Origin of the sequence: Anaerobutyricum hallii DSM 3353 (assembly GCF_000173975.1) — a bacterium.
In the GTDB taxonomy this organism is placed as follows: domain Bacteria; phylum Bacillota; class Clostridia; order Lachnospirales; family Lachnospiraceae; genus Anaerobutyricum; species Anaerobutyricum hallii.
Window position 1 is genome coordinate 1 of record NZ_ACEP01000102.1, and the last position, 13,284, is coordinate 13,284.

Genomic DNA, 13,284 nt, shown 5'->3' on the forward strand with positions numbered 1-13,284 from the left:
ATCTTACTGAGGGTGTCTCCCTTTGCCTGCGGCAAATTACTATTTAATGTTCAGAATCTTTTTCACTTCTTTGCACATATCTTCCGTTTCGCATACAGTATCATGAAGAACTGCTGCACTTCTGATATCTTCGATTGCCTGTGGTACTTTGACACCAGACAGTTTCTCTAATTCATCAATGAGTTCAAAATCTGTCTTACTGTCATAAGAAGAATCAATCGCATTCATGACGCTTCTTGTAAATTTATATGGGCTTGCTGTAGATGCGATAACCGTTTTTGTGGTATCGCCTGTTTCTTTTTCATATTTTTTGTAAACAGATGCTGCTACCGCTGTGTGGGTATCAATGATGTAATCTGCTTTATTGTAAACTTCTTTGATGGTCTGTGCTGTCTCTTCTTCTGTTGCATAGTTCCCGTAGAAGTCTTTCATCTGTTCTTTCATGTCATCGGTAATTGTATAAACACCGTTTGTATTCAGTTCTTTCATGAACTCATTGTTCTTCTCGGCATCTCTTCCCGCAGTCTGATAAATGAGACGCTCTAAGTTACTGGAGATTAAGATGTCCATTGATGGAGATGTTGTGAGGATAAAGTCTCTGTTTCTGTCGTAGCATCCTGTTGTGAAGAAGTCAAAGAGTACTTTATTCTCGTTAGATGCACAGATTAACTTTGCGATTGGTACTCCCATCTGTTTTGCGTAGGATGCTGCTAAGATGTTACCAAAGTTTCCTGTTGGAACAACTACGTTAATCTGCTCTCCGTCAGAGATTTCTCCGCGGGCTAATAATGTAGCATAGCTGTATACATAGTAAACAACCTGTGGAACAAGACGTCCGATGTTGATAGAGTTTGCGGAGGAGAACTGGTATCCTGCTTCGTTCATTTCTTCTGCGAGTGCTGCGTCAGAGAACATCTTCTTTACTCCTGTCTGTGCATCATCGAAGTTACCTTCGATTCCGATAACGTATGTATTCTCTCCACGCTGTGTTACCATCTGTTTTTCCTGAATAGGGCTTACACCATGCTTTGGATAAAATACGATAATCTTTGTTCCTGGTACATCAGCAAATCCTGCTAATGCCGCCTTTCCGGTATCTCCGGATGTTGCTGTAAGAATGACGATTTCATTCTTTACCTGATTCTTCTTTGCGCTTGTTGTCATTAAATAAGGCAAGATAGAAAGTGCCATATCCTTAAATGCGATAGTTGCTCCGTGGAACAGCTCCAGATAATATGCATCATCTTTCTTCACTAATTCTGCAATATTCTCTGTGTCAAACTTTTTATCGTAAGCACTGTTAATACAATGTTTTAACTCTTCTTCTGTAAAATCAGTCATGAAAAGCTTCATAACTTCATAAGCAACTTCCTGATAACTCATCTTGGAAAGTTCTTCTAAAGATTTATCAAGCTTTGGAATATAGGAAGGAACAAAAAGTCCTCCTTCTCCGGCTAAACCTTTTAAAATAGCTTCGGAAGCTGTTGCTGTCTCCTGATTATTTCTTGTACTTTTATAAATTAAGTCCATGTCTACCTCCCGTGTGCGGTTGTGCGCCTGGCGCACGTCATTTCGGTTTTTAAATCAAATAAACGCCATCATTATAGCATACGAAAATCTTTTTGTATACGCATAATTTGCAGGTTTTCACTCTCATTTATTCTTTTTTCTGTTTTTTACAAAAAAATTCGGACTATTTTTCTTTATTTTTCACAATAATTTAAAAATAATTATTGGCTGGCGGCTACTCTTATACCTGCATTTTTATCTGTCTGACTACTCTCTTGCCTGCTTTTCCATCTGCCAGACTGCCAAAGCCAAAAAGGCAATTCCCATAAGGATGCACATAATACTCGCTGCCTTATAAAAAAGGAAGGAGAAAGCCTGGGTTGAACTGTCAATGCCGATTCGCCCGCAATAAAGATTCATCAGTCCGCTATCTCCCGTAATATTCCCGTAATATCCCATATATGCTGCCAGCGGATTTATCAGGCTTAAGAGCAGGCACAGACTTGTCGTGATTGGTGCCAGATTATCCATTCCTGATACAGAGATAGATATCGTTCGCATAATTTCTGTTCCTAAAATCGTTCCCAGAATGAACACTGCCTCAATGACTGTATTTTGTGCAAATGCCCAGATTCCTTTTTTACAATAACTAAAGGAAAAAATGGAAACGGAAGCACTCCAGAATGTACAGATAAACAGCATAATCCCAAGACGGATAATCTTTCTCCACGGCAGGCCGCTGTATATACAAGACAGGGAAATGATAGGCAGGCTAGATATAAATAACATCATATATACGGCAATAATCACCGAAACTCTGGCAATAATAAATTGCTTAGAAGAACCTGGAATCATTACAAATTCTTCTAACATATGTTTTTCTCTATCTGTTGAATAAAATCCCCATACCGAAAAAGGCATGAGTACAAATATCATTCCAATCTGAATCGTGCTTATAATTAAAAACTGATACAGATATGCAGAAGTATCGTAGGAATAGCCTTCCTGAAAGGACTCTGCATTAAAAAACATAAATAAAATTGTGATAAATGCCAGTATCGCATTATAAAAAATGAGCATCATGGGAAGCCGTATATTTCTTCCTTCTTTCAGCCATTCTACTTTTAAAAAGGGATTCCACATAACTACTACCTCCGGAAAATTTCTTCTATGTCCGCCTGGTCCCGCATATAATTATGAATCAGTGCACCAGATGCAACTAAATCGGTAAGAAGTTCTGCTTCTTCCTTTTCTCCTCCGTTAAATCGGAAAATCACATCATCCCCATCTACCGTAACCCGGTCAACAAGAGGATTCTCTTTCAAAACTTCCAGTGCCTTCTCCATCTGAGCTAAGATATGCATTCGTACAGGACTTTTACATAATGCCTCTGCGTACACTTCTTCTACCGGACCAAAGGTCAGATTCTTTCCAGACTCCATAACAAGAACATCCGTAATGAATCCCATCATTTCTGGATACATCGGAGTATTTAAAATGATGGAAGTCCCTTTTTCATGGAGGGTGAGCAAAATTCCTATCATCTTTCTCCTTGCTGTCACACTCATATTATCAAACGGTTCGTCCATCAACAGCCATTCTGGTTCCTGTAAAATGGCCTTTCCCAAATATAAAAACGGTAAGGTTTCTGCCGGCAGTTCACCGATGAATGCTCCCTCATATTCTTTCATATCAAGAAGTTCCAGAACTTCCTCAATCCTCCGGCTCCGATATCGTCCTCCTACCTTATACAGTGCCAGGAACAATTCGTAATATTCTTCTACCTTTAACAGACTGTAAAAGCCATATTCTTTAGACATATAGCCAAAATTGCAGTACGCATTTTCTCCTGTTTCATAAATAGAGATACCATCTATATAAATGTCTCCTGTTTCCGGCTTTTCCCCACCAGAAGCAGCCTTAAGCAGCGTGGACTTTCCCTCTTTATCCTCACCCAGTAAGGCGAGTATCACTCCATCCGGGGCTTTCAGACTGAAATCATCTAATACTTTTTTCCCTTTTCTCTGAATAGAAATATTTTGAAAATCCAGCATTCTTCTCCCCCTTTACTGCTTCTTATAAATCAGTGACAGCACCGGTGCCGGTCCATACTCATCCGACGCATCCATCTTATAAGTAATCCGCATTTCTCCATCTCCTGACAAGTAACTGTTCAGGCTTTCTCCTGTTATATAAGATTCTGTCGATGATAAAATCCTGTCTCTTTGTCCGGTACTGTAATTATACGCATATATCTTTCCTGTGAAATTATCCTTGTTTCTTGCCAGTGCTTCTATTTCTTCTTTGTCAAAGACATAACTGACTTCTGTCTTATTCTCCTCTAACGTATCTTCCTCTATAGCCAGTCCTTCTCCTTCCTGTTTCAGACAGGACATATTGATATTTAAAATATGATCTCCGGTTTCTTCTTCTAACGTAAAATGATTAATCATCACCGTCACATGATTTTTCAAAACATTATCATCAGAAAACAACTTAAAGTCATTCTCACTTGTAATACCGACAACTAAAAGTTCTTCTTTTGACTTTTGCGTATTCATGTAAGTCTGTTGGAGATATTCCATAATATTTCCTGTAACTGTATTTTCATTTTCTGTACCAAAAGCAGAATTCTCTTCATCAAAATGATTCCAGCACTTCACCATATCTTTAGAAACAGACGCCTTTTCCCCTGCTTTTACACTTTTAAGAATCGCATACTGATTCCCCCGAATTAAAATAACTCTGGAAAAATTATTCGAAGAGGTATTCGTGATATTGCCATAAAAACTTGTATACGTTGTAAAAATATCCTGCGTAAATACTTCCTTTTCCGAGGCGCTTTTTGTATTGCCTGACAATTTCAAAATTCTTGAAGTTCCTGGCACACTCTCTTCAAAGGCAACATCAAAGCCTTTTTGTGTATTATTAATCGTAATATCTTCTCCGGAAGTTTTTATATTTTTTCCTACAATCGTCCGGTAATTATAATCCATCGGTATGACGGAAGTAATTGTCGAAAGAAAATTCACATTGCCCTCTACTCCCTCATCATTTTGATAGAGAAAATAAATATTTTCCTGCTCCTTCTCACTGTCCGTCACACGCAGCGCGGAAAAATAGCTATCGCCAGAGCTTTTCATTCCCCTGGAACGGATAAATAATCCAACGGTAAAAACCAATGCAAGTACAGGAACTATAATCCAGATGTATTCCCTTTTTTTGATTTTACACAAATAATAATATGCAATGGTTACCATCAGCAAAATATAGAAAATAAAAAATACCCCGTAAAAAAACGTATTCGGAAGCTGTGACTTCATAAATGCATATAATGCCTTTTTTACATACCAAAGACTCGTATCGCTGCTTTCGGTATCTTCATCTTTTCCCATAAAATGAGAAAGAATCTCTACTGCTGCTTTATCTCTCACACTCCATTGTAAAAATGCAGAATTTGTCAGGCTAAAACGAAGGATTGAAATCTTTCCGCTCCCTACTGCTGCAGTATAACCTATTTCCGGTTCGAAATCCCCGTAAGCTTCCCATTCATATTTTTGTGAAAGCTGAAGATTACTCATAAGAATCGGCAATTCCTGTACTGTATTATCCGCATCTGCCAAATAAAGTTCAGAAACGACGACATCTTCCTGTATAATTCCAAATGTCTTTTCCAGCCCCTCAAAAGAATCTATCTGCTGGCCGCCCCCGGCAATCAGTAGTTTCCCGCCTGACTTCAACCAGCTTTTTAAAGCACTTTTTTGTTTTCCAGACAAACTTTTCGTATCAAAAGAATCAATGATCATTCCATCTAACCCCTGAAACTCTTCTTCTGTCTGTGGAAAACTATTTTTTGAATAGCAGACCACCTTCACTGACTCTTCGTCCGATTCTTCTCCTATTTTAAGACTGTTTAAATAAGACAACTCCTTTGACTGTCCACTCAAAACACCAATGAGATTCTCCGCCTGTTCTGAAAATGCTCCGTTCCGATTCTTCGCATCAGAAAAAGAGACATCTTCTGACAATTCCGTAACACCAAAAGAATCCATAATTTCAAAACAAATCGCAGAAGGATTACCAAGTTGCGGAACATTTAAAACAATCTTTTCCTTCTCTCCTGCCTTACATTTCACTGCAGACTGGTAGGCAATTCCCTTGCCATTTTCTCCCGGAAGAGTGACTTTCATTACCCCGGTAAAATCTTTCTCTGCAGCAAAGATATCTAAAGTAACCGGCATCTCCTTATCTTTGGCAACATAACCTGCCGCCCCAAAAGTTACTGTTCCCGTACAATTACTCGTCTTAAACTTATAACAATAGCCATTCGTCCCTTTTATTGTCTTTTTATTCCACTCTACTACTTCACTCTGACTACGCTGTTGGTGCCGACAGCCATAGAACCAGAAAACAACCGAACAAAGCAGTACAAGAAGCAGTAATATAATTTTTTTGTAAGTACGGAACAAATCATTAATCATTTTGTATTCCTCGTATCTTTGCTATTATTTTCCGGTATTTGGCATATGAGCCTGTACAACCGGAAGTTCTATCTGGAATCTGGTTCCTGACTCATCGCTGGTCGCCCAGATATTTCCCTCATGAAGGTTGATAATGTTCTTTGCTATTGCCAGCCCAAGTCCTGTACCTCCAGTCTTTAATGATCTTGAGTTTTCCACCCTGTAAAACTTATCAAAAATCTTGTCCAGGTCTTTTGCCGGAATAATCTTTCCGTAATTGACAATTGCCACAAATGCCTTCTTATCTTTTAAACCGGTATGCACTTCTACCAGCTTTCCATCGGCCCCATATTTAATCGCATTCGAAATCAGATTACCAATCGCTCTTGCAAGCAGCTCGCCATTCCCCTCAATATTCAATGCCCCCTCATAAAAATCAGTACGGCATTCCAATTGATGGTCCATGAAGCTTGGATAAAATTCATCAACTAACTGAGGCACAAAAAGATTCAAATCAAGAATCTCCTTCTTTATTTTGACCTTATTCCTGTCATATCTTGTATAATCAAATAAATCCTTAACCAAAGTTTCTAACTGCTTTGCCTTTGAAGATACAATGCCGAGATACTTCTGTTTTTGTTCTTCCGTAAGAAAATCTCCCTGTGTCAGCAGATCCAGATAACCAAGTATTGAAGTAAGCGGCGTACGAAGATCATGTGCTACATTCGTAATCAATTCGTCCTTCGTCTTTTCCACTGCCTTTTGTGCTTCCATCGTCTCATAAAGATTATGACGCATCTCGTTAATAGACGCTGCGATTTCTGAAAATTCATCCTCTCCACGGACAGGAATCTCCTCCATCAAATCACCAGACTTCATACGTTCCACACCGCTGATAATTTCTCTTACATACGTTACAAACTTATTTGATATGAGAATAAAATAAATAATCAGAAGCAATATCGTAAATATAGCGATGACCCAGGCATCCAGTGCTATCGACTGTGACATTGTAAATGTGCCAAAGGACATTTTTCCCTGCCCGGATGCTCCCCACACCTTCTTATATTCACCGGCTATAATCTCCGTCTCATATAAATAGATTCCCATAAATATAAGACCTTCCGTTATAAAGGTAGCAATCAGGCTGAAAAACATGTACATGACCATCTTAAAACGGAAGCTTTTAAATCGTTTAACCTTCAATTTTGTAACCTACCCCCCATACAGTTTTTAAAATCTTTGGGCTTCGGGAGTTATCTTCTATCTTCTCACGCAGTCTTCGTATATGAACCATAACAGTATTATTTACTTCGTATACCTTCTCGTTCCAAACCTTTTCAAAGATTTCATCAGTGCTGAATACTCTGTCTCTGTTTGAGGCTAATAAATATAAAATATCAAATTCAATCGGAGTCAGTGCAACTTCCTTGCCGTTCTTCTTCACTACATGGGCCGCCTTGTTAATCGTAAGATCCTGAATCTCAATCTCATCCTTACTGGCTGGCTGCTGTTCTTCCCCTAACTGAATTGTTGTGTAACGCTTCATCTGAGACTTCACTCTCGCAAGAAGTTCTAATGGATGGAACGGTTTCGTAAGATAATCATCCGCTCCCGTTCCAAATCCGACAATCTTATCCATATCTTCTGCCTTCGCTGACAAAATAAGAATCGGGATATTGCTTGTCTTTCTTATCTCACGGCAGACTTCTAATCCATCAATTCCCGGCATCATAATATCGAGAATAAGCATACGGACTTCCGGATGTTCCTTCAATGTCTGTAAACACTGCTCCCCATCCGAAGCTTTCAATACCTGATATCCATCATTCACCAGATAAATCTCCACAAGATCCGCAATCTCTTTATCATCATCTACTACGAGAATACTAGCATTCTTTTCCATATCTTTACCCTTCCTTCACGTCTTTTTTTGTTTTATATTCTATCATAAAATGAATATAAAAGTCCTTACAAACTTCTTACCTTGACATTTTTCACCTTATTTGCTAGAATGATGAACGATGCTTTTGCATCTTATATTGTTTTTAAGAGTCGGATAAATGATCGCTTCCCTTAGTTACCGAAAGGTCTGGGAAGAGGAAAGTCCGGGCTTCACAGGGCAGGGTGCCGGATAACGTCCGGTGGAGGTGACTCCAAAGATAGTGCAACAGAGATATACCGCTGGCTTATGCCAGTAAGGGTGGAAAGGCGGGGTAAGAGCCCACCGATTCTCTGGTAACAGAGAATGCCATGTAAACCTCACCCGAAGCAAGACCGAATGTAAAACGATAATCTGGCCCGGATTGTTTTCAGGTGGGTCGCTAGAAGCTGCTGGCAACAGCAGAATTAGACAGATGATCATTCATGACATAACCCGGCTTATCGTCCGGCTCTTTTTTGATGAATTCAACGGGACGCTCCCGAAAAGATAAATAAGCCATATCTGTGACTTTAGTCGCGGCAGGTTGAATGTTCGCTTGAACGCTCGCATCCAACCTTTGCTCCGAGGCCACAGATATGGCTTATTTATCTTTTCGGGAGCTGACTTTGGATAGATTTTGTATATAAAAAAAGAGTCGGTGGGGTTGGAAATGAAGTAGATGGCTTTTAATTTTTCAAACTAAATAGACACTTTCTAGAAAATGAAAAAGAGTCAGGGGGAGAGAGATGAAATAGGTTATTTTTTATTTTTCTATTGTTTTCAAGTTTTGATTAGCTGAATTTGTATTCTACTGTGCTTCGATATTTAAAAGGCTCTATATTCCACTATGTCTCTATTAATCCAATCTTTTCCCAAAATTCATCTACTCTAAACCTTTTTCTATCGCCAATACCTCCAGCTTTCTTCCCCTTCTTCTTCAAGAACCTAAAATAATTTATCAAAAAATAAATTCTACTTTTGCTCCAGCAACCAAGAAACAGCTCCCCAAGAGAGAAGATACCCTATATTTGTGGCCTTAGAACGAGGATTGAATGCGAGCGCGTATAAGCGAGCATTCAACCCGCAAGTGATAGAGTCACAAATATAGGGTATCTTCTCTCTTGGGGAGCGTCTCTACTTGCCTGCGGCAAATCAGAATTAGTTATTTGAGGTTCTGAATCTCCATTGGGTCATAGGTAGTCATCTGATATACATAGTAATTCAGCCAGTTGGTATACAACGTATTCGCATGGCATCTCCACGACTTCACCGGTCCGAGTTCTGGTTTATCGTCTTTGTAGTAGCGATTTGGAAATGGAACATTGTCCATTCCTTTAGCAAGATCACGTTTGTATTCGCCATCAAGGGTCAGTACATCATATTCTGGATGTCCTGTGACAAAGATTTGACGTCCTTCTTTTGCTATGATGATGAATGGACCTGCTTCTTCGGAGTCTGCAAGAATTGTAAGTTCCGGATTCTTTTCTACGTCCTCTCTTACAATCTGTGAATGTCTGGAGTGAGGTGCATTGAACACATCATCAAATCCACGAATCAGCGGGGTCTTTCTATGTATAGTGTGATGCTGGAAGATTCCGAAAATCTTTTCGTCTAACAGTTCTTTTCTCACACCGTAATGATAGTAAAGGCCTGCCTGTGCTGCCCAGCAGATATGAAAGGTCGATGTTACATGTGTTTTTGACCATTCCATGATTTCTACGAGTTCCGGCCAGTAGTCTACTTCCTCAAAATCGAGAGTTTCTACTGGTGCGCCGGTAATGATAAGTCCATCAAAGTACTGCTGCTTGATTTCCGGGAAAATGGTATAGAATGTTTCCATATGGGTTTGGGATTCATTCTGTGCATCGTGTGTTTCTGTTTTTAAGAAAGTGATGTCTACCTGTAACGGCGTGTTAGAAAGACTCCTTAAAAGCTGAAGCTCCGTTGCCTGTTTGGTAGGCATCAGGTTCATGATAATGATTTTCAATGGACGAATATCCTGTTTTAAGGAACGCTCGTAGTCCATTACGAAAATATTTTCATGTTCCAGTATTTTTTTTGCTGGCAAATCAGCATTTATTCTGATTGGCATGTATTTTCATCTCTTTTCTAAATAATATATAAGCATTTTATTCAATCATTGAAAGAAATTCTTCTTCTGTAATCACAGGGATTCCGAGTTCTTTTGCCTTTTTGTTTTTGCTTGAAGAAGACATGTTGTCATTATTGATAAGATAATCTGTCTTTTTAGAAACGGAACCTGTTACTTTACCACCGAGACTTTCGATTTTTTCCTTTAGTTCTTTTCGGTTTGCAAAATGCTCTACTGTTCCGGTAATAACAAATGTCTTGTCTAAAAGGCTCTGTTCCTGCTCGCCTCCTGCCGATACATTTTCCTCTTCAAAATGTAAATATGGCAGAAGTTTTTCAAGAAGCTTCTGATTGTGTTCGTTCTCAAAATAGTCGTGTACGCTTGTTGCAATCACTTCACCGATTCCGTCAATCTGTGTCATTTCTTCTACGGATGCTCCGCGGAGATTTTCTAAAGAGTTTCCAAAATGACGGCATAAAAGCCTGGCATTTGAACTTCCGACATTTAAGATTCCGATTCCATAAACGAAACGGAACAACTGTGTATCCCTTGATTTTTCAATAGACTGCATCAGATTATTATACGACTTCTCGCCGTATCCGTCCATAGCAATGATTTGTTCTTTATACTGTTCTAAGTTGTACAAATCATTTAATTCGGATAAAAATCCCTGCTCAATCATTTTCATCAATGTTGCTTCAGATAAGCCGTCGATATTCATCGCATCACGGCTTACATAATGAGAAAAGAGCTTCACTTTTTTTGCACTGCAATATGGATTTACACAATAAAGTGTCTTGACATTATTCTCTATGCGAACTTCTGTCGCACCACCACAGGCCGGGCAATGCTCTATCGGCTGGCAGGTACCGCTTTTGGTAAGATTCTCCGCAATCTGCGGGATAATCATATTGGCTTTATAGACCTTGATATGGTCATTTTCACCAAGTTCTAATCCTTCCATAATACTGATATTATGGAGACTTGCACGGCTTACCGTTGTTCCCTCAAGCTCTACTGGCTCAAACACGGCAATCGGATTAATAAGACCGGTTCTTGACGGACTCCATTCAATGTGTAAAAGCCTGGTCTCTGCTTCTTCGTCTGCCCATTTAAAGGCAATCGAATTTCGCGGGAACTTCGCTGTTCTTCCAAGAGAAATTCCATAAGCGATATCATCATAAATAAGAACAAGTCCGTCAGATGGAAAATCATTTTCCACAATCTTTTCGGAAAAGTTCTGAATCTCCCCCATAATATTCTCTCTGTCTACCCTCTTATATGGTACAATCTCAAATCCAAGATTCTGTACCCAGAGCATATTGCTTTCCACAGAATTCTCCAGTTCTCTTCCTTCTGCTTTTACAAGGGCAAATGCAAAGAAAAAGACATTTCTCTTTGCGGTCACTTCGTTGTTAAGCTGGCGGACAGAACCGCTGCATAAATTACGAGGGTTCTTATAGCGGGCATCCACGTCCTCGATGCCTTCGTTAATCTTTTTAAAATCCGAATATTTAATAACCGCCTCACCACGCAGAACAACCTCACCTGCAAATGGAATCTTTGCCGGAAGATTTTTAAATACTCTGGCATTATTGGTAATAACCTCGCCTACAACACCATTTCCTCGTGTAACTGCCTTTTGCAAAACGCCATCACGATAAGTCAGCACCACCGTAAGTCCATCCATTTTCCAGGAAAGAAGGCCTTCTTTTTCACCAAGCCAGTCTCTTAATGCTTCTGGACTCTTTGTCTTATCAAGAGAGAGCATCGGGCTTTCGTGTGTCTCTTTTTCCAGCTCACTGAGTACTTCATAACCGACATTTTGTGTAGGACTCTGGCTCATCACGATACCAGTCTCTGCCTCTAATGCCTGTAATTCATCATATAATTCGTCGTATTCTTTATTGGAAAATAATTCCCGGTCTTCCTGATAGTATGCCTTAGAAGCCTGATTCAGCACTTCTACAAGTTTCTTCATTCTCGCCTGCTTATCCATGATAAACTCCTCCCGGTTTTCTTCCAGCAAGTTTTTCAAGCTTAGAAAGCTCCTCCCCGGTAATCTCCCGATACTTTCCTGTCGGCAGACTTCCCAGATGAATATTCATAATACGAAGACGCTTTAACTCTCTTACACGGTAACCACATGCCTCACACATACGACGAATCTGGCGATTTAAGCCCTGCGTGAGAATAATGCGAAATGTATACACGCCCGTTCTTTTTACTTTGCATGGACGTGTCACCGTATCGAGAATCTCCACACCCTCACTCATTTGCTTTAAGAACACATTTGTTACTGGACGATTAATTGTCACCTCATATTCCTTTTCGTGATAATTTCTCGCCTTCAAAATCTCATTCATCAACTCTCCGTCATTGGTCATCAAAATAAGACCCTCGGAATCTTTATCCAGTCGTCCCACCGGATAAATCCTCTCAGGATAGCCAATAAAATCAACGATATTATCTTTCTCTCGCTTCTCTGTCGTACAGACAATGCCTTTTGGCTTATTCACCGCAAGAACAATCTGTTTACGACTCACACTGACACGCTTGCCATCCACACGGATATCCTGTCCAGCATGCACTTTCTGACCCATCTGCGCCGGCTCTCCGTCAACCAAAATACGTCCCTGTTCCACATAGCGGTCTGCTTGTCTTCTTGAACACACACCTGCATCACTAAGGAACTTATTTAGACGCATTGGCTCACCGTTCGATATCTTTTCCTTAAAATCCGTGGCATTCTTTTTCAGATTATTCCTTTTTGAGTCATTTTTTCCCTGATTATTCTTTCCTGTCGCCGCCATTATTTATCAAACTTTCCATTCGCTTTATTCTGGAACTTCTCTGCATCCACAATGAATCTCTCGTGTGTTCCTTTACCAATCACTCCTGCTGGATCTTTCACTTCAACAGCAAAAACAAGCTTCTTTCTGTCAATTTCTGTAAGCGTTACTTCACAGCTTACTTCACAGCCAATTGGGCTTGCAGAAACATGATCTACATTTAAATTCGTTCCAACCGTTGTCATTCCCTCATCGAGATGTCCGTCTAAGAGCGCAACGGCTGTCTTTTCTACTAATAAAAGCATTGCTGGAGTTCCATATACTAAGAGACTGCCGCTGCCTAAAGTCTTGGCTGCATTCTCCACTGTTACTGTCTCCGTTTTTATCATTTTCATTCCTGTATTTAAGCTCATGATTAAACCTCCCAAAATAAATTTTTACTTTATCAACATTGTATTAGTATATCAGAAATGAGGGAACTTTTCCATTGAATTCTGATTTGTGTGG

General features: G+C 39.7%; 10 protein-coding genes and 1 other RNA gene. 1 reads left to right on the top strand and 10 read right to left on the bottom strand.

Features of this window, described 5'->3' with window-relative positions:
- Window positions 1-39: 39 nt before the first annotated feature.
- The 6 genes from thrC to EUBHAL_RS10285 form a co-directional block, all read right to left on the bottom strand.
- A complete protein-coding gene (gene thrC, locus EUBHAL_RS10260; protein WP_005349008.1) occupies window positions 40-1,530 on the bottom strand; it encodes a threonine synthase in 1,491 nt (496 codons plus the stop codon).
- Between the two features lie 246 nt (window positions 1,531-1,776).
- Entirely contained in the window at window positions 1,777-2,652 is an 876-nt protein-coding gene (locus EUBHAL_RS10265; protein ID WP_005349012.1) for a hypothetical protein, read from the bottom strand.
- Between the two features lie 5 nt (window positions 2,653-2,657).
- On the bottom strand, window positions 2,658-3,563 hold the full coding sequence (locus tag EUBHAL_RS10270; RefSeq protein WP_005349015.1) for an ATP-binding cassette domain-containing protein: 906 nt from the start codon (window positions 3,561-3,563) through the stop codon (window positions 2,658-2,660).
- A gap of 12 nt (window positions 3,564-3,575) precedes the next feature.
- Entirely contained in the window at window positions 3,576-5,990 is a 2,415-nt protein-coding gene (locus tag EUBHAL_RS10275) for a hypothetical protein (RefSeq protein ID WP_005349022.1), read from the bottom strand.
- A gap of 24 nt (window positions 5,991-6,014) precedes the next feature.
- A complete protein-coding gene (locus EUBHAL_RS10280; protein ID WP_005349025.1) occupies window positions 6,015-7,175 on the bottom strand; it encodes a sensor histidine kinase in 1,161 nt (386 codons plus the stop codon).
- The gene (locus tag EUBHAL_RS10285; RefSeq protein ID WP_005349028.1) at window positions 7,165-7,875 is read right to left on the bottom strand and encodes a response regulator transcription factor; all 711 of its coding nucleotides are present in this window, start codon (window positions 7,873-7,875) and stop codon (window positions 7,165-7,167) included. Before EUBHAL_RS10285 ends, EUBHAL_RS10280 begins: the two co-directional genes overlap by 11 nt.
- A 145-nt stretch (window positions 7,876-8,020) precedes the next feature.
- On the opposite strand from EUBHAL_RS10285, the gene rnpB reads away from it, so the two are divergent.
- An RNA gene (gene rnpB / locus EUBHAL_RS14885) (RNase P RNA component class A) lies at window positions 8,021-8,370 on the top strand.
- 685 nt (window positions 8,371-9,055) lie between these two features.
- Here the strand turns inward: rnpB and metA are convergent.
- The 4 genes from metA to EUBHAL_RS10305 are packed head-to-tail and all read right to left on the bottom strand — an operon-like array spanning window position 9,056 to window position 13,190.
- Entirely contained in the window at window positions 9,056-9,985 is a 930-nt protein-coding gene (gene metA / locus EUBHAL_RS10290; protein ID WP_005349031.1) for a homoserine O-acetyltransferase MetA, read from the bottom strand.
- A 37-nt stretch (window positions 9,986-10,022) separates the two neighbouring features.
- A complete protein-coding gene (gene ligA, locus EUBHAL_RS10295; protein WP_044923022.1) occupies window positions 10,023-11,987 on the bottom strand; it encodes an NAD-dependent DNA ligase LigA in 1,965 nt (654 codons plus the stop codon).
- Window positions 11,977-12,798 carry a pseudouridine synthase gene (locus EUBHAL_RS10300; RefSeq protein ID WP_005349036.1) on the bottom strand — a complete coding sequence of 274 codons (822 nt, stop codon included), beginning with the start codon at window positions 12,796-12,798 and terminating at the stop codon, window positions 11,977-11,979. Before EUBHAL_RS10300 ends, ligA begins: the two co-directional genes overlap by 11 nt.
- Window positions 12,798-13,190 (bottom strand): thioesterase family protein, encoded by a 393-nt coding sequence (locus EUBHAL_RS10305; RefSeq protein ID WP_005349038.1) that lies wholly within the window; start codon window positions 13,188-13,190, stop codon window positions 12,798-12,800. The genes EUBHAL_RS10300 and EUBHAL_RS10305 overlap by 1 nt, the downstream gene beginning before the upstream one ends.
- Window positions 13,191-13,284 lie beyond the last annotated feature (94 nt).